The sequence below is a fragment of the Novosphingobium rhizosphaerae genome (genome assembly GCF_050920675.1).
Classification (GTDB): Bacteria; Pseudomonadota; Alphaproteobacteria; order Sphingomonadales; family Sphingomonadaceae; genus Novosphingobium; species Novosphingobium rhizosphaerae.
This window is the reverse complement of record NZ_CP137861.1, coordinates 4,184,566-4,201,379: the sequence shown is the minus strand read 5'-3', so window position 1 is coordinate 4,201,379 and position 16,814 is coordinate 4,184,566. Positions and strand designations below refer to the sequence as shown.

Here is a 16,814-nt window from a genome sequence, read left to right as displayed (position 1 = left end):
GCAAGGGCCCTCGGCGCATTATTTTCCACAATATGCGGGGTGAATGCGGTGCGTTGCGCCATGCTTGCTTGATTGGCAAAGCGGCATGGGGCACAGGGCTGCGGTGCCGAAAATCCGGCAACCGCCAGTGTGGCGGAACATTACGAATTCAGACGGGATGGCGCTTGGTGATGAATGAACGGTACGCGAGCCTGACCGCCCCCGCCGCAGCGCGGGCACCGAACCCAGCCTCGGCGAGGGCCTCGACTCTCGCGGTGGCGCTGCTCGCCTCGACCACGCTGGTCAATCCGGCTCTGGCCCAGTCCGCGCCCAAGGCCAAGTCTGCTGCCGCCGCTGCACCCGCTGCCGCGCCGGCCGCTGCACCCGCCCCGGTTCCGGCAGCCCCTGCCGAACCGGTGCAGCTGGTCACCTCGATCACCATCGATGGCGCCCAGCGCCTCGAGCCCGATACGATTCGCTCGTATATCCGCCTGCGCGAGGGCGATCGCTATACCCAGGCCGCGGCCGACCAGGTGCTCAAGGACCTGTTCGCCACCGAACTCTTTGCCGACGTGCAGGTGCGCAACAACGCCGGCGCCGTGACCATCCAGGTCAAGGAAAACCCGGTCGTCAACCGCATCATCCTGGAAGGGAACAAGCGTCTCAAGGAAGACAAGATCCTTCCCGAGATCAAGCTTTCGGCGCGCCAGATCTTCACGCGGTCCAAGGTGCGCGCCGACGTGTCGCGCATCATCGAGCTGTACAAGCGCCAGGGCCGATTCGCCGCCTCGGTCGAGCCCAAGATGGTCATGCTCGACCAGAACCGCGTCGATATCGTGTTCGAGATCAGCGAAGGGCCCAAGTCCAAGGTTCGCCAGATCAACATCATCGGCAACTCGCAGTTCTCGGATACCGAGCTGCGCACCGAGATGGTGACCAAGCAGTCGCGCGCTTTCCGCCTGTTCTCCTCGGGCACCAGCTACGATCCCGATCGCCTCGCGTTCGACCAGCAGAAGCTGCGCCAGTTCTACCTGACCAAGGGCTATGCCGATTTCCGCGTGGTTTCGGCCGTGGCCGAACTGACGCCGGACAAGAAGGACTTCATCATCACTTATGTGGTGGAGGAAGGGAAGCGCTACAAGTTCGGCGACGTGAAGGTCGATAGCCAGCTGCGCGAAATCGACGGCGACAGCCTCGTCAAGAAGCTGCCGATGAAGGCGGGCGATTGGTACAACGCCAAGCTGGTCGAAGACACGGTCGACAGCCTGAGCGAGACGGCCGGCAGCCTGGGCTATGCCTTTGCCAACGTGCAGCCCGATTTCGCGCGCAACAAGGATGACCTCACCATGGGCATCAACTTCCGCATTGCGGAAGCGCCGCGCGTCTATGTCGAGCGGGTTGATGTCAACGGCAACACGCTGACGCAGGACAAGGTCATTCGTCGCGAATTCCGTCTGGCCGAAGGCGACGCGTTCAATTCCTACCAGATCAAGCGCTCGTCCAACCGCATCAAGTCGCTGGGCTATTTCCAGGAAAAGTTCGAAGTCGAACAGAAGCCGGGCACCACGCCCGATCGCATCGCGCTCGAAGCCAACGTGGAAGAAAAGCCCACCGGCCAGCTGCAGCTTTCGGCGGGCTTCTCGAGCCTGGAAAGCTTCATCTTCCAGGCCTCGATCCGCCAGGACAACTTCCGCGGTCGCGGCCAGACGATCGGCCTCTCGGTCGACTATTCGTACTATTCGCGCAGCGTCCAGGTCAGCTTTACCGAGCCGTACCTGTTCGATCGCAACATCTCGATGGGCGTGGACGTCTATCGCCGCGACTACAACAGCTTCAACTACCTCAATTCCAACCGCAACACGACGTACAAGCAGACCACCACCGGCTTCCAGATCCGCGCCGGCGTGCCGCTGACCGAGTACATGTCGCTGATCGGGCGCTACACTCTCAACTTCGACGACGTGACGCTGGACGAGGCGACCTATTACCTCGACGGCACGTGCAGCCCGCTGCTGGCCGGCCGTTATCTGTGCGATGCGATCGGCAGCCGCGTCAGCTCGATCATCGGTACCTCGCTGGTCTATGATACGCTGGACAACCGCATGCGCCCCACCAAGGGCACCTCGTGGCTGCTCAGCGGCGATATCGCGGGCCTGGGCGGTTCGGTGAAATACGCCCGTATCACCGCCAATGCGGCGCATTATTGGCCGCTGGGCAAGGGCTTTGTGTTCAGCCTGCGCGGCGAAGGCGGCGCGATCGCACCGCTCGCCAGCCGTTCGAGCGACCCGACCGTGGACGACGTGCGCCTGACCGATCGCTTCTTCCTGGGCCAGCCCCAGATGCGCGGCTTCGATATTCGCGGCGTCGGCCCGCGCGTGCTGCGCAAGTATTATTCGCGCAATTCCGATGGCACGTTTGGCGCGATCACCACCGATCGCAACTCGTGGTCCGACGACGCACTGGGTGGCCGCTTCTATTATATCGGCCACGCCGAAATGGAGATTCCGCTGGGCGCCGGCGCGCGCGAAATGGGCCTGCGTCCGTCGATCTTCATGGATGCCGGCGCGGTGTGGGGCGTGCGCCGCCCCGCCACCAGCACGGGCGTCGTGCTTTACACCGATGCGCTGACCGGCAAGGTCACCACTGCGGCCAATGCTTCGGACGGCACGGCCAACAGCACTTACCAGAAGTACGACGAAGTCTACGTCGGCAATTCACCTCAGCCGCGCGTCTCTATCGGCGTCGGCGTCAACTGGAACTCGCCATTCGGCCCGTTCCGCATCGACTTCGCCAAGGTCTTGAAGAAGGTCGACGGCGACGACACCCAGCCCATCACTTTCAACGTGGGAACCCAGTTCTGATGAAACTCCGCATTGCCTCGGCCCTGATCGCGGGCCTGATGATCTCGGCTGCCCCCGCAGCCATGGCTCAATCGCGCGCTGCCGCTCCGGCTGCGTCCACCGCTCCTGTCGCCAACGGCATCGCCTATGCAAATCCGCAGGCGATCGTCGGCTCTTCGTCGGCCTACCAGACCGCGATGCAGCAGCGCCCGGTCACCTACAAGGCGCAGATCGACCAGGCCAAGACGCGCAGCGACCAGATCAACGCCCAGCTCAAGCCGCTGGCCGACAAGTTCCAGGCCGACCAGAAGAACCCCAAGGCCGATCGCAACGCGCTGCAGGCCGAAGTGGAACAGATCCAGCAGATCCAGGAAGATGGCAAGCGCGAGATCCAGCAGATCCTGGCGCCGCTGAACCTGGCCGAACAGTATGTGATCGAACAGATTTCGGACAAGCTGGACGACGCTACCCAGCGCGCCATGGCCAAGCGCCGCGCCACGATCGTGCTCGACGTGCAGGCCGTGGTGAAGGGCGATCCGGCGTCCAACATCAGCCAGGATATCCTGACCGAACTCAACGCCCTGATCCCCACCGCGCAGCTCGTGCCGCCCGCCGGCTGGATGCCGCGCGCGCAGCGTGAAGCCGCCGCGCAGCAGCAGGCCCAGCAGCAGGCCGCACCGGCTCAGGCCGGCGCCAAGGCGCCCGAAGGCCGCTAAGGCAAGGCAGGCAGGGGAAGATGACCGAGGAAGTCCAGGCCGCAACGGCCGCGCCGCTGTCGTTCGACGTGACCAAGGTGATGGCGGCGCTGCCGCATCGCTATCCCTTGCTGCTGGTCGATCGCGTCGCCTCGCTCGTGGTGGGTGAGCGCATCCACGCGATCAAGGCAGTGACCATGAACGAGCAGTTCTTCCAGGGTCACTTCCCCGGCCGCCCGATCATGCCCGGCGTCCTCCAGATCGAGGCGCTGGCCCAGGCGGCCGGCGTGCTCGCGGTCGAAACGCTCGGCCTCGCCGGGTCTGGCAAGCTGGTCTATTTCATGGCGATCGAGGATGCCAAGTTCCGCACGCCGGTGGAGCCGGGTTGCCTGCTCGACCTGCACGTGGAATTCACGCAAAAGCGGTCGCGCGTGTGCAAGTTTGCTGGCAAGGCCATGCTGGGTGACAAGATCGCCACGGAATGCAGCTTTACCGCGATGATCGCCGACAGCTGATTGCCTGCCGTTTTCGGCACGAGACTCGACAAGCGGCGCCCTTTGGATTAGGGGCGCCGCTTTCGAGTTTCCCTTACCCGTTTCCCAGCTGCCGGTCGGAACCGGTGGCATATCGGAGCAGTACCATGAAGGCCAACATCCACCCCGACTACCACTTCATCAAGGTGCAGATGACCGACGGCACCGTGTTCGAAACCCGCTCCACCTGGGGCAAGGAAGGCGACACGCTGGCACTCGACATCGATCCCACCTCGCACCCGGCCTGGACCGGTGGCAACCAGCGTCTGCTGGACCAGGGTGGCCGCGTGGCCCAGTTCAACAAGCGCTTCGGTGGCCTTACGCTCAAGAAGTGATTCGGCCGCATCGGGGGCGGGCCTTTGCGGGCCGCGCCCCTTGCGCACGAAGGGCGGCCTTGGCCGCCCTTTTTCGTATCCGTCGCCCAGCGCGGAAATGAAATCGCGCGGTTTGCGTGGCTGTCGGGGGCGTACCCGCTTGCTATGGCCCGGTCTCGTCATAAGGTAACGGCATGCTTCCACCCCTTTCCCCGTCCGGTCTGCTGGCCAATTCGCTCGATCGCCTGCTCGGTTACCAGTTGCGCCGCGCCTCGGCCGTGATGATGGCCGATCTGGCCCGCGAACTCGCCGATATCGAATTGCGCCCGGCGGAAGTCACCGCGCTGCTGGTGGTGGCGGAAAACCCCGGCTGTTCGCAAACCGAAGTGGGGCAGGTGCTGGGCATCAAGCGCGCCAACATGGTGCCGATCGTTTCGCGCCTGATGGATCGCGGCCTGATCGATCGCGAACGCGCCGATGGCCGCAGCCATGCCTTGCGCTTGACGGATACGGGCGCGGCCGTCGTTGCCGATGCCAAGGCGCGGATCGAACGTCACGAGCAGCGTTTTTCCCATCTGTTCGACGCCGATACCCTGGCCGCCTTGCATGCCGCGCTGCCGGTGATTCGCGCGCAGCGGGAAGACGCCGAAGGCTGACCACGCCTTTCGTATTAGCTCCAAAACGGCCCCGGCCGCGCTTGCGCTGACCGGGGGCGGGGCGCAATCGCCCAGGGATGAACCCGGCGAGCGCGCATTCCCCGGCCTCTCTTGCGCCCGAACCAGAGAATCGCGGCGGGCAGGCCGGCTTTTCGCTGGTCGAACTGATCGTGGCCCTAGCCATTGCCGGCCTTGCCGCCACCGCAGTGATCCTGGCCATGCCGGGTTTTTCGTCCCTTCCCGAAACAGAGGCGCAGCGCCTGGCGCTTCGCCTGGCGGCGGCGCGCGATGCTGCCGTCATCGGTGGACGCCCCGTGGCGCTGACGATCGATCGCACCGGCTATGCCTTTGCCGTCCGCCATGACGATGCCTGGACCGCGCTGGCCGATCGGCGCCTGGCCGCCCATGCATGGCCGCCCGGTCTTGCGGTCGATGTGCCTGGCGCTGGCGGTGTCACGCGGCGGGTGCTGTTCGATGCGGTTGGCATGCCAAGCGCGCCGCTGGCGGTCGAACTGGCGGCCGATGGGCAGCGCGCAGGCGTTGCCATGGCGCCTGATGGCGCGGTCACCGTGGTTGCACGATGATGGCTCGCCCGCCCGCGTCCAACGGTTTTTCGCTGCTTGAAGTGATGGTGGCGCTTGCGGTGTTTGCCGTGGCGGCGCTGGCGCTGCTGCGGCTTGAGGCGGCCAGCCTGGCGGGCAGCGCCGCGCTCGATCGGCGCCTGCTGCGCGATGTGACCGCCGGCAATCTGGCCACGCAATGGCGTACCGCTCCCGGCGTCCCGACCGCGGGCGTGGCAGGCGGGATCACGATCAACGCAGGCCGCCGCTTTGCCTGGCAACGCAGCGTGCGGCGCGATGGCGCGCTGCTGGTGGCGCACATCACCGTCCGGGCGCTCGATGCGCCGGGCGAGGCGAGCGTTGCGCGCGCGGTGCAGTTCGCGCGATGATTGCGCACCGTGGCGCAGAGCGGGGCTTTACCCTGGTCGAAATGCTGGTGGCGCTTGCCGTCTTCGCGCTGATCGCCGCCGCTGCTCTGGGCCTGCTGCGCGGCACGGTGGCGAGCGAACTCGTGCTGCGCCGGCACGATGCGGATGCCGGCCGCCTACGTCGCATGGTGGCGCTGTGGCGGGCAGACCTGGTCCAGGCCGAGCCACGCCTGGGGCTTGTTGCCGGCGCTCCCGATGGCGGCCTGTTGCTCGCCTTGGTGCGCGGCGGGCGGGCCAATCCGGAAGACTTGCCGCGCCCGCCGCTTGAGCGCCTGGAATACCGGTGGACCGGGCAGGCTCTGGTGCGGCGCAGCTATGCCCAGCTTGCCGGGGCGGCCCCCGCTGCGGAGGTGGTGATCCTGCCCCTGGCAATGCGGCCCCGCCTGCGGCTGCGCGACGATGCGGGCCGATGGCATGATCCGCCTTGGCCCGCCGGGGGGCAGGGGGCGGGCGATGCCTCGCCGGTTGCCGCCGAACTGCAGGTGCAGCCAGCCGGGCTGGCCGGGCCGCTCCAGCTTGTCGTGCCGGTCGGTCGGCCATGAGCGGGCGGCGCGAGGCAGGGGGGCATGAACGGGGCGCTGCGCTGCTTGCGGTGCTGGTGCTGGTGGCGATCATGGCCGTGCTGGCCGCGCTGATGCTCGACAGGCTCGGCCTGGCGACCCGCCTGGCCGCCAATGTGGAGGCGCAAGGGGCCGCGCAACGCGCCCTGGCAGAGGGGGAAGCACGGCTTCTGGTGCAGCTCGGCGCCGGGCTGCGCGCCGGACAGGGCCACTGGCCGGTCCCGCGTGGACAGATCGCCTGGCGCGTGGGGCCGGGTGGCAATTGCTTCAACGTCAACGCCCTCGTCACGCCACAGGCCGATGGCACGCTGGGGCCGCGCGCGGCGGGCGTGCTCGAACTGCGCGCGCTTGCGGTCTCGCTGGGGACCGCGCCCGATGAAGCCCGGTCCCTGGCCGAGGGCATGGCGGGTTGGATCGTGGCTGCCGGCCGCCCGCTGCTCGCCGTGGGCGAACTGCGCGCCGTGGCGGGGATGACGGCGGCGCGCCATGCCCGCCTTGCGCCGTGGCTTTGCGCCTTGCCCGAAGCGGGCAGTTCGCCCGTGGCCCTGCGCAGCCTGGCGCCGGGGCAGGGACGCCTGCTGGCCATGTTCGCGCCGGACCTGTTGCCCGTGGCGCGGGCCGAGCAGCTGATCGCCCTGGCGCCGCCCGGTGGCTATCGCGATCTTGCCGGCGCGCTTGGGCCGGCACAGGGTCTGGCGCCGGGCGAAGTGCTGCTGGATGATCGCTGGCTGCGGGCACGGCTTGTCGCCACGATCGATTCGCAGGCGTGGTCCGAAGAGGTGCTGGTGGACGCCAGCCAGGCCACCGCGCAAATCGCTGCACGCACGTGGGGCGACGCCGCCGACCGCTGAAAAAGTTATCCCCCGATGCAAGTTTTCCCTTTTCAAGGCGGCGGGATTGTTGCAAGGGCGGCCACCCGAACGGAGCACGCTTGACGCCGCCCCTTTCGGACTTGCGGACACGCCCCAGGGCGCCGCCGTGGCGATCGTAGCTCAGTTGGTTAGAGCGCCGGTTTGTGGTACCGGAGGTCGAGGGTTCGAACCCCTTCGATCGCCCCATTTCTCCTGACATTGCAGTGGGTGGCTCATGTGGCCGCCCCACGCCTTCTCCTCCCAAAGGTCCAAGGCTTTCCGCCGCTGTTTTGCTTGCCCTTGATCTGGCGCAATGGCACAGCAGAGCGGCCGGGCCATGGCCTGGTGGAGAAGGATCCCAAGTTCGCCGATATGCACGGTTTTGCCAATCCCGCCCGTTTTTTGCGGCTTGCCCGCTGGCTTATGCCGCTTTTGCTGGGGGTGGGGCTGGTCCTCGCTTTCGGCGCGCTGGCCTGGGGCCTGCTGGTGGTTCCGCCCGATCGGTTGATGGGGCAGACGGTGCGTATCCTGTTCATCCACGTGCCTTGCGCCTGGCTGGGCATGGCCGGCTGGTCCACCATCGCGGTGTCCAGCCTGGTCGAGCTGGTCTGGCGCCATCCGCTGGCGGCCATTGCCGCGCGCGCGGCCGCGGTGCCCGGGGCCGTGTTCACCGCGCTTTGCCTGATCACCGGATCGATCTGGGCGCGGCCGACCTGGGGTACCTGGTGGGTGTGGGACGGGCGGCTGACCAGCTATCTGATCCTGCTGTTCCTCTATTTCGGCTATATCGCGCTGGCCGGCGCGGCGCAGCGCGATGCCGCCGCGGGCAGCGGCGCCAGCCGCGTTACCGCGATCTTCGGCATGGTGGGCGCGATCAACATCCCGATCATCAACCGTTCGGTGATCTGGTGGAACAGCCTGCACCAGCCCGCCTCGATCACGCTGGGCAAGTCATCGATCGATGGCACGTTCCTGTGGCCGCTGCTCATCGGCGCGCTGGGTTTTTCCTGTATTTTCGGCGGTGTCGTGCTGGCCCGCATGCGCACGCTGCTGGCCGATATCCAGGCCGAGGCGCGCCTGCGCCGCAAGGCCATGGCCTGACGGCCACGCGGGAGGGATATTCATGCACGAACGCCTCGATCAATGGCATTATGTCGCCGCTGCCCTCACTGTCGGGGTGGTGGGCACGTTGCTGCTGGTGGGCCTTACCCTGTGGTCCATGCGCCGGGCCGAGGCGCGGCGCGATGCCGTGCGTGGCCGATCGGGCGGTCCCGAGAGAAAGAACACCGGGCGAAAGAGCGAAACATGAGTGCGATCAAGGCCAAGCATCAACGGCTGGTCCTGCTGGTCATTGCCCTGGCGGCGCTGATCGGCGCCGGGCTGCTGGCGGCCTGGGCGCTGTCCAAGCAGGCGAGCTATTTCTACGTGCCCAGCGATCTGGTGGCGCACCCGCCCGAACAGGGCCGGGCGGTGCGCCTGGGCGGCATGGTGCAGCGTGGATCGATCAAGACCATGCCCGATGGCGTGACGATCACGTTCGTGGTGGGCGATGGCAAGGCCACGGTGCCCGTGCGCTATGCCGGGATCACGCCCGACCTGTTCGTGGAGGGATCGGGCGTGGTGGCCGAAGGCCGCATGGAAGGCGCCACTTTCGTGGCCGACAATCTCCTGGCCAAGCATGACGAGAAATATGTGCCGCGCGAAATGAAGGACATGACCCAGGCCCAGGCCAAGGCCGTGGTGGCGGAAACGAAATGATCGCCGAACTCGGACTGGCCATTCTGTGGATGGCAGCGGCGCTGGCAGTGCTGCAACTCGTCGCCGGCGCGCTGGCGCTGCGGCCGCAGGGCGCGGGCATGGTGGGCGTGGTGCGCCCGGTGGCCGTGGCGCAAGGCGTGCTGGTGGCGCTGTCGTTTGCCGCGCTGATCACCCTGTTCGTGACCACCGATCTTTCGGTGAAGCTGGTGGCCGAAAACAGCCATTCGGCCAAGCCGCTGATCTTCAAGATCGCCGGCACCTGGGGCAATCACGAAGGCTCGATGCTGCTGTGGGTCACGATCATGAGCCTGGCGGGCGGGTTCGTGGCGCTGGTCGAACGGCGCCTGCCGGAAAAGACCCTGATCGCCACGCTGGCAGCGCAGGCTTTCGTCAGCCTGGGTTTTTATGCGTTCCTGCTGCTTGCGTCCAACCCCTTTGCCCGGCTGCCGCAGCCCGCGCCCGAAGGCGCCGGGCTCAACCCGTTGCTGCAGGATATCGGCCTCGCGTTCCATCCGCCCACGCTCTACGTCGGCTATGTCGGGCTTTCGATCGCGTTCAGCTTTGCCGTGGGCGCGCTGATCACGCGCGATGTCGGGCCGGCCTTTGCCCGCGCGATGCGCCCCTGGGTGCTGGGCGCGTGGATCTTCCTGACGGTGGGGATCACCGCCGGTTCCTATTGGGCGTACTACACGCTGGGTTGGGGTGGCTGGTGGTTCTGGGACCCGGTTGAAAACGCTTCGCTCATGCCCTGGCTGGCGGCGACGGCGCTGCTCCACTCGGTGTCGGTGCTGGCCGCCCGCAATGCGCTGCGCGCCTGGACGGTGATGCTGGGCGTGATTGCCTTTTCCATGTCGATGGTCGGCACGTTCCTGGTCCGCTCGGGCATTCTCACCTCCGTCCATGCCTTTGCGGTCGATCCGGCGCGGGGCAGCTTCATCCTGGCCCTGCTGGCGATCTACATCGGTGGGGCGCTGCTGCTCTTCGCCCTGCGCGCCGGCACGGTGACCGAAGGCGCGCGCTTTGCCTTCGTCAGCCGCGAGGCGGCGCTGGTGTTCAACAACGTGATGCTCTGCGGCATCCTGGGCATCGTGCTGGTCGGCACGCTCTATCCGCTGTTGACCGAGGCGTTCGGCGTCAAGGTTTCGGTGGGGCCGCCCTATTTCAACCCGGTTTCGGCGATCTTTGCCTTCCCCATGCTGGTGGTGATGGCGGTGGGGCCGCTCCTGCGCTGGAAGGACGATCGTGGCGGCCGCGTGGCTCCGGTGCTGGCGGTTCCGGCGCTGCTCGCCGTGGCGGTTGCGGGCGCGGCCTTTGCGTCGGGCGTCAACACGTTGCCCGCGCTGGGCCTGGGGCTGGGCGCCGGGCTGGCGCTCGCCAGCCTGCTGCCGTTGCGCGGCCGCAACCTGCGCCGCACCCCCCTGCCGGTCTGGGGCATGGTGGTCAGCCATCTGGGCCTGGCCGTCGCGGCGATGGGCATGGCCAGCGAAAGCGCGTTTTCGATCGAGAAGCTGGCCGCGCTCACCCCTGGTGAAACCCGCCAGGTCGGCCCTTATGCCCTGACGCTCGATCGCATCGATCCGGTGGCGGGTCCGAACTGGACGGCGCTGCAGGCCACGGTTTCGGCCCGCTATGCCGGCGGCGATGCGGTCGTGCTCACGCCGCAGGCGCGGGTCTTTGCCAATCCGCCCGGCACTCGCACCGAATCCGCCTTGAAAACCCGCTGGAATGGCCAGCTCTATGTGGTGCTGGGTGAAGAGGGCGACGACGGCCGCTGGCAGATGCGCTTCTGGTGGAAGCCCTTCGTGCCGCTGATCTGGCTGGGCGGATTGCTCGTGGGCCTGGGCGGTTTGCTCGCCCTGGTCGGGCGGGTGGCCCGCGACGTGAAGCGGCTGTGGCTATCGACAAGATCACGTTTCGCCGCGAAAGGCAGGGCCGATGAGCGGCCCGCCGTCCTCCGCTCCACGCAAGCCGGGCCTGGCGCTGTGGTTGCCGCTCGCGCTGTTTGCCGCCTTCCTTGCCCTGGTGGTCTGGGGCCTGCTGCGGCCCGACAACCGTGAAGTGGCCAGCACGTTCATCGGCAAGCCGATCCCGGCGTTCGACCTGCCGCCCGCAAGTGCCGACCGGCCGGGCCTCGCCAGGGCGCAGTTCGTGGGTGGCAAGCCGCGCCTGCTCAACATCTTCGCCTCGTGGTGCGGCCCTTGCGCGGTGGAAGCGCCGCAGCTGGCCCAGCTGGCCGCAGCCGGGGCCGAGATCGATGGCGTGGCCATCCGCGACCGCAAGGACGATCTGGCCCGGTTCCTGGCAGCCAACGGCAACCCCTTTGCCCGCATCGGCCAGGATGACCTCAGCAAGGTGCAGATCGGCATCGGGTCTTCGGGCGTGCCCGAAACCTTCGTGGTCGATGCGCGCGGCGTGATCCGCTACCAGCATATCGGCGCGATCATGCCCGATGACGTGCCGATGATCCTGGGCAAGCTCAAGGAGGCAGGACAATGAAACGAAGCCGTTTCATTCTTGCTGCAGGCGCTGCCCTGGTCCTGCCGCTGGCCCCGCTCGTGGCACAAGACAGCATGCCGCCTGCGCCCTATGCCTATCGCCAGCTGCCCGATCCGGCGCAGGAGGCCAAGGCGCAAGCCTTGATGGAAACGCTGCGCTGCCTCAAGTGCCAGAGCCAGTCGATCGCCGATTCCGATGCCTCGATGGCCGGTGACATGCGCAACGAAGTGCGCACGCGCATTGCCGCCGGGGAACAGCCCGAGGCGATCCGCCAGTGGCTGATCGACCGCTATGGCGACTATGTGAGCTATACGCCGCAGGTCAAGCCGCTGACCTGGCCGCTGTTTGCCGCGCCGGCGGTGTTCCTGGCGCTGGCCGCGCTGCTGCTGCGCGGGCGCTTTCGCCGTGCCAATCTTCGCAAGGACAAGCCATGACCTGGGTTCTGGTTCTCGCCGTGGCAGGGGTGGCGTTTGCCGCAATGGTCCTGATCGGGCGCCTGCCGCGCACCGGCTGGGAAGTGACCGGCGCAGCGCTGCTGTTCGGCCTTGCCGGTTATGCGCTGCAAGGCCATCCCGGCCTGCCTGGCGCGCCCACACCCGCTGTGGAAAACGCTGCGGTGGCTGATGCCACGCTGCTCAAGGAACGGCAGCAGATGGGCAATTCCTTTGCCAAGGGACGCAGCTGGTTGATCCTGGCCGACGGGCTCACGCGGCAGGGCCAATACCGCGCCGCGGCCGATGTGCTGGGCAAGGCCGCGCGTGAAAAACCCCGATGATGCCGATGTCGAAGTGGCACTGGGCAATGCCCTGGTGGGGCATAGCGAGGGGCTGATTACCCCGGCCGCGCAATATGCGTTCCGCCGTGCCGCCGCGATCGATCCCAATCACCCGGCCCGCCGTTCTTCATGGGCCTGGCGCTGGCGCAATCGGGCCGCCTGGTCGATGCGCGCGCGATGTGGGCCGATCTCTTGGCGCGCTCGCCCGCCGATGCGCCCTATCGCCCCGATCTGGCCGCGCGGCTGGAACGGCTGGACCAGATGATTGCCGCAAGCGGCGGCGCGCCGGCGGCTTCGGGAGAACCTGCGCCCGCGTCTGCGGCGCCGGCTCCGGCGTCCGGCAAGAAGTGAATTCTCGGGAACTGCTTGCCGCTTGCGGCGCTTTGGTCACCATTGCTTCAGGTTGGGCGCCGGTGCTAAGCGCCGGCCCGATTCGGCCCTATCGCGGGCCGGATGGTGACATGGGGCCAGTGCGGCCGGGGGCAGTCTTGCCATGAACAATGCCGTGGGTGAATCAGGGGCTGCGGACCGATCCGTTCCCGCCAATGCCGCGCCGCCGGCGCCGGGCCACGCGGGGCATGGCCATGGCCCCGGGCACCGGCAGGCCAGCGTGATCAAGATGGCCGTGGGCGCCGTGGGCGTGGTGTTCGGTGACATCGGCACCAGCCCGCTCTACGCCTTGCGCGATACGTTTGCCGGTCACCATCGCCTGCCGCTCGACCAGACGCACATCTACGGCATCGTCAGCCTGATGTTCTGGTCGATGATGATCATCGTGACGCTGAAATACGTCTCGGTGATCATGCGCGCCGACAACAAGGGCGAGGGCGGCAGCCTGGCGCTGCTGGCCTTGATCAACCAGCACACCGCGGGCAAGCGCTGGGGCCGGGGCATCGTGCTGCTGGGCGTGTTCGCCACTGCGCTGTTCTATGGCGATTCGATGATCACCCCGGCGGTGTCGGTGATGGGCGCGATCGAGGGGCTCTCGGTCTACCAGCCCAGCATGCAAAGCTGGGTGGTGCCGATGGTGGTGGCGATCCTGATTGCGCTGTTCCTGATCCAGAGCCGGGGCACTGAGCGTGTCGCCACGTTCTTTGGCCCGATCATGCTGGTCTATTTCGCCACGATCGCGGTGCTCGGGGCCGTGAGCATTGCCCTGTTGCCCGGAGTGATCGGCGCGCTTTCGCCCCACCACGCCGTGGCGATGTTCGCCGCCGATCCGTTCCGCGGCTTCCTGGCGATGGGCGCAGCCGTGCTGGCGGTGACCGGGGCCGAGGCACTCTATGCCGACATGGGCCACTTCGGGCGCAACCCGATCCGTGTTTCTTGGCTGGCGCTGGTGCTGCCCGCGCTGGTGCTCAACTACCTGGGCCAAGCCTCGCTGCTGATGCGCGAGGGCCAGGCCGCGCTGGTCAGCCCGTTCTATTTCCTGGCGCCCGACTGGTTCCAGTGGCCCTTGCTGATCATTGCCAGCCTGGCGGCGGTGATCGCCTCGCAAGCGGTGATCTCGGGCGCGTTCTCCGTCACGCAGCAGGCGATCCAGCTGGGCTTCATCCCGCGCATGACGATCCGCCACACCAGCACGTCGGCCGGGCAGATCTACATTCCGGTGATCAATTCCGCTCTCATGGTGGCGGTGATCCTCCTGGTGCTGATGTTCCGCCATTCGTCCAACCTCACGGCCGCCTATGGCATTGCCGTGACCGGGGCGATGATGATCGACAACGTGCTGCTGGGCGTGGTGCTGATCAAGCTGTGGCACTGGCGGCCGGTGCTGGCCACCGGCCTGCTGGCCTTGTTCATGGCGATCGACCTGGGCTACCTGGGCGCGAACCTTACCAAGATCCCCGATGGCGGCTGGGTGCCGCTGGTGATGGGCATCACCATCTTCACGCTGCTTACCACCTGGTCCCGCGGGCGGGCACTGATGCGTGCCGGGATGGCCGAAGGATCGATTCCCCTGGAGGTCTTCACCAAGTCTGCCCATTCCAGCGCCGCGCGGGTGGCCGGAACGGCCATCTTCATGGCCTCTGCCTCCAACGGGGTGCCCTCGGCGCTGTTGCACAACATCAAGCATAACAAGGTGCTGCACAACCGCGTGGTGATCCTGACGGTGCAGATCCAGGACGAGCCCTATGTCGATCTGGCGCAGCGATCCGACGTCAAGGACTTCGGCAACGGGTTCTATCGCCTCACCCTGCGCTTCGGGTTCCTGGAAGAGACCGACGTGCCGGCCGCGCTCAAGACCATCACCACCTGCGGTGAACCGTTCGACATGATGAAGACCAGCTTCTTCCTCTCGCGCCAGACGCTGATCCCCTCGGACAAGCCGGGCATGGCGCTGTGGCGGAAAAACTGTTTGCTTGGATGCTCCGCAATGCGGCCAGCGCGATGGAATTCTTCCGCCTGCCAACCAACCGCGTGGTCGAGCTGGGCAGCCAGCTACGTATTTGATCGAAAACGGGCTATGCTGGGCTTTGCGGTCTGCGCCGGTTCTGGCAAAGCTATAACCGGTGGAAACCTCCACACATCATGCCGGGGCCTGTACGCGCGTGAGTGACATCGAAATCTTGCGCGATATCCTCGATGCGCAGCTGGAGATGGTCTGCCGTTTCACCGCGGATGGCACGATCCTGTTCGCCAACGCGGCTTATGCGCGCATGATGCAAAGCCCGCCCGAGCGGCTGACGGGCCGCAACTTGTGGGTCTTCATCCCCGAAAGCGAGCATGCGGCGATCCGTGCCGAACTCGCGCAACTGACCCCGGACAATCCGGCACGCACGATCGAGAATCGCCTGGAAGTGGCCGATGGCACCGTGCGCTGGACGCTGTGGCGCAATCACGCCCTGGCATTCGATGACCAGGGACGCTGGCAGGTGGCGCAATCCACCGGGATCGACATTACCGAGCGCAAGACCCTGGAAGATCGCCTGCGCCTGATGGTGGAGGAACTCAATCATCGCGTGAAGAATACGCTGATGGTGGTTCAGGCCATGGCGTGGCAAATCGTTTCGGGGGGCGCATGCCCCGGTCGATGCGGTGGAGAATTTCAACGCGCGGCTGCATGCGCTGGGCCTCTGCCCACACGATCCTGAGCCGGGAGCAATGGGCCGGCGCGCCATTGGCCGAAGTGGTGCGCCAGGGGCTGACGATCTGCAACGGCGGCGAACTGGGCGTGGGCGGCGCGCGGCGGCTGGCCGTGGCGGGGCCAGACTTGCGAGTCTATGCCGCGCCAACGGTTTCGCTGGTCATGGTGCTGCACGAATTGGCGACCAACGCGATCAAGTATGGCGCACTGTCCAACACGGCGGGCACCGTGGCGGTCGCCTGGGACGTGCAGGACGATGGCAGCGTTGCCCTGGAATGGCGCGAGCATGGCGGCCCGCCGGTGGCGCCGCCGGCGCGCAGCGGCTTTGGCTCGCGGCTGATCCGCGACGCCATCACCCGCCAACTCAGCGGCGAAGCGCATCTTGACCATGCAGTGACCGGGCTTGTCGTCCGCCTTGTGCTGCCCGCCCAGCATTTCGATCCCCCCGCCGCCCACCCAGCCTTCCCAGACTTGCGCGAGGATGACACATGACCACGCCCGCCCAGCCTCTTGCCGGCCGCCGCGTGCTGGTGGTCGAAGACGAATTCATCGTGGCGGCCATGTTGGCCGACATGCTGGAAGACGAGGGCGCGGAGGTCGTCGGACCGATCGGCACGCAGGCTGACGCCTTGGCCGTGGCGGCGAGCGAAGCACTGGACGTGGCCGTGCTCGATTGGAATCTGAACGGGGAACCGGGCGCACCCGTGGCGCGCATCCTGCGCGCGCGTGGCATCCCCTTTGCCATTTCAACCGGCTATGGCGCGGTAGAGGCCGAATTTGCCGACGTGCCGGTGCTCAACAAGCCCTATGCCCCGGCTCGCCTGACCGCCTGCCTCGAAGGCCTGCTGGCTGGCTGAACCGGGGCCGGCATATTAGCGATCAGTGCTTGAGCGAGTCAGACGCTTCGTCGGCGCCCTGCTTCACCCGATTGCCAAACTTGTCGGCGGCAGTGCCGGCCTTGTCAGCCGCCTTGTCGAGCTTGTGCCCGGCGTCGTCGGCGGCCTTGTCTGCAGCCTTGCTGGCGTTGTCGAGCGCCTTGTCGGCGGCGGCAGCAACGTTGTCCGCGGCCTTGTCGGCAGCGCGGCCGGCGTCCTTGGCGGCGTCGCGCGCATCGTCAGCGGCCGAATTGGCAGCAGCCGCAGTCTGGTCCTGGGTCTTTTCCGAACAGGCGGCAAGGCCGCCTGCGGCAAGCATCAGCGCAGGAAGGGCGAGGATAATACGGCGCATGAGACGGTCACTCCCGTTCGTGGTGGTTTTGCCATGGCCAACGCGGGACCCGCC

Annotated in this window: 20 protein-coding genes, 1 tRNA gene and 2 pseudogenes; 22 read left to right on the top strand and 1 reads right to left on the bottom strand. The window is 66.9% G+C overall.

Annotated features, from left to right (window positions below; translation table 11 throughout):
• Positions 1-170 precede the first annotated feature (170 nt).
• The 22 genes and pseudogenes from bamA to R9J51_RS19015 all read left to right on the top strand — a co-directional run bounded on the left by bamA (position 171) and on the right by R9J51_RS19015 (position 16,390).
• On the top strand, positions 171-2,840 hold the full coding sequence (gene bamA / locus R9J51_RS19120; protein WP_169475942.1) for an outer membrane protein assembly factor BamA: 2,670 nt from the start codon (positions 171-173) through the stop codon (positions 2,838-2,840).
• Positions 2,840-3,535, top strand: coding sequence for an OmpH family outer membrane protein (locus R9J51_RS19115; RefSeq protein ID WP_168556703.1), 696 nt, complete (start codon positions 2,840-2,842; stop codon positions 3,533-3,535). The genes bamA and R9J51_RS19115 overlap by 1 nt, the downstream gene beginning before the upstream one ends.
• 20 nt (positions 3,536-3,555) lie before the next feature.
• Entirely contained in the window at positions 3,556-4,029 is a 474-nt protein-coding gene (gene fabZ, locus R9J51_RS19110) for a 3-hydroxyacyl-ACP dehydratase FabZ (protein ID WP_168556704.1), read from the top strand.
• Positions 4,030-4,154: 125 nt separating this feature from the next.
• Positions 4,155-4,382 (top strand): 50S ribosomal protein L31, encoded by a 228-nt coding sequence (gene rpmE, locus R9J51_RS19105; protein ID WP_022677314.1) that lies wholly within the window; start codon positions 4,155-4,157, stop codon positions 4,380-4,382.
• A gap of 173 nt (positions 4,383-4,555) precedes the next feature.
• Positions 4,556-5,017: a MarR family transcriptional regulator gene (locus R9J51_RS19100; protein ID WP_179505403.1), complete on the top strand. Its 462-nt coding sequence runs from the start codon at positions 4,556-4,558 to the stop codon at positions 5,015-5,017.
• Between the two features lie 77 nt (positions 5,018-5,094).
• Positions 5,095-5,601, top strand: coding sequence for a GspH/FimT family pseudopilin (locus tag R9J51_RS19095; RefSeq protein WP_179505402.1), 507 nt, complete (start codon positions 5,095-5,097; stop codon positions 5,599-5,601).
• Positions 5,598-5,966, top strand: coding sequence for a type II secretion system minor pseudopilin GspI (gene gspI, locus R9J51_RS19090; RefSeq protein ID WP_179562315.1), 369 nt, complete (start codon positions 5,598-5,600; stop codon positions 5,964-5,966). Before R9J51_RS19095 ends, gspI begins: the two co-directional genes overlap by 4 nt.
• Positions 5,963-6,547 (top strand): type II secretion system protein GspJ, encoded by a 585-nt coding sequence (locus R9J51_RS19085; protein ID WP_179506564.1) that lies wholly within the window; start codon positions 5,963-5,965, stop codon positions 6,545-6,547. Before gspI ends, R9J51_RS19085 begins: the two co-directional genes overlap by 4 nt.
• A complete protein-coding gene (locus R9J51_RS19080; protein WP_179505400.1) occupies positions 6,544-7,416 on the top strand; it encodes a type II secretion system protein GspK in 873 nt (290 codons plus the stop codon). The genes R9J51_RS19085 and R9J51_RS19080 overlap by 4 nt, the downstream gene beginning before the upstream one ends.
• A 130-nt stretch (positions 7,417-7,546) precedes the next feature.
• Positions 7,547-7,623: transfer RNA gene (locus R9J51_RS19075), tRNA-His, on the top strand.
• A gap of 165 nt (positions 7,624-7,788) precedes the next feature.
• A complete protein-coding gene (ccmC, locus tag R9J51_RS19070) occupies positions 7,789-8,517 on the top strand; it encodes a heme ABC transporter permease CcmC (protein ID WP_168556997.1) in 729 nt (242 codons plus the stop codon).
• Between the two features lie 22 nt (positions 8,518-8,539).
• Positions 8,540-8,725: a hypothetical protein gene (locus tag R9J51_RS19065; RefSeq protein ID WP_169475948.1), complete on the top strand. Its 186-nt coding sequence runs from the start codon at positions 8,540-8,542 to the stop codon at positions 8,723-8,725.
• Positions 8,722-9,174 carry a cytochrome c maturation protein CcmE gene (ccmE, locus tag R9J51_RS19060; protein ID WP_168556710.1) on the top strand — a complete coding sequence of 151 codons (453 nt, stop codon included), beginning with the start codon at positions 8,722-8,724 and terminating at the stop codon, positions 9,172-9,174. Before R9J51_RS19065 ends, ccmE begins: the two co-directional genes overlap by 4 nt.
• A pseudogene (locus tag R9J51_RS19055) lies at positions 9,171-11,113 on the top strand (heme lyase CcmF/NrfE family subunit). The gene ccmE and the pseudogene R9J51_RS19055 overlap by 4 nt, the downstream one beginning before the upstream one ends.
• Positions 11,110-11,670 carry a redoxin domain-containing protein gene (locus tag R9J51_RS19050; RefSeq protein ID WP_179505399.1) on the top strand — a complete coding sequence of 187 codons (561 nt, stop codon included), beginning with the start codon at positions 11,110-11,112 and terminating at the stop codon, positions 11,668-11,670. The pseudogene R9J51_RS19055 and the gene R9J51_RS19050 overlap by 4 nt, the downstream one beginning before the upstream one ends.
• On the top strand, positions 11,667-12,104 hold the full coding sequence (locus R9J51_RS19045; protein WP_168556713.1) for a cytochrome c-type biogenesis protein: 438 nt from the start codon (positions 11,667-11,669) through the stop codon (positions 12,102-12,104). The genes R9J51_RS19050 and R9J51_RS19045 overlap by 4 nt, the downstream gene beginning before the upstream one ends.
• Complete coding sequence (locus R9J51_RS19040; protein ID WP_432787678.1) at positions 12,101-12,445, top strand: hypothetical protein; 345 nt, start codon at positions 12,101-12,103, stop codon at positions 12,443-12,445. The genes R9J51_RS19045 and R9J51_RS19040 overlap by 4 nt, the downstream gene beginning before the upstream one ends.
• A gap of 129 nt (positions 12,446-12,574) precedes the next feature.
• Complete coding sequence (locus tag R9J51_RS19035; protein WP_432787677.1) at positions 12,575-12,796, top strand: hypothetical protein; 222 nt, start codon at positions 12,575-12,577, stop codon at positions 12,794-12,796.
• Positions 12,797-12,938: 142 nt separating this feature from the next.
• A pseudogene (locus tag R9J51_RS19030) lies at positions 12,939-14,899 on the top strand (potassium transporter Kup).
• Positions 14,900-14,997: 98 nt separating this feature from the next.
• A complete protein-coding gene (locus tag R9J51_RS19025) occupies positions 14,998-15,540 on the top strand; it encodes a PAS domain-containing protein (protein WP_432787675.1) in 543 nt (180 codons plus the stop codon).
• On the top strand, positions 15,510-16,025 hold the full coding sequence (locus R9J51_RS19020; RefSeq protein ID WP_432787673.1) for a hypothetical protein: 516 nt from the start codon (positions 15,510-15,512) through the stop codon (positions 16,023-16,025). Before R9J51_RS19025 ends, R9J51_RS19020 begins: the two co-directional genes overlap by 31 nt.
• A complete protein-coding gene (locus R9J51_RS19015; RefSeq protein ID WP_179505396.1) occupies positions 16,022-16,390 on the top strand; it encodes a response regulator in 369 nt (122 codons plus the stop codon). Before R9J51_RS19020 ends, R9J51_RS19015 begins: the two co-directional genes overlap by 4 nt.
• Positions 16,391-16,412: 22 nt before the next feature.
• Here the strand turns inward: R9J51_RS19015 and R9J51_RS19010 are convergent, their stop codons facing one another.
• Positions 16,413-16,760, bottom strand: coding sequence for a hypothetical protein (locus tag R9J51_RS19010; protein ID WP_168556718.1), 348 nt, complete (start codon positions 16,758-16,760; stop codon positions 16,413-16,415).
• Positions 16,761-16,814: the final 54 nt, after the last annotated feature.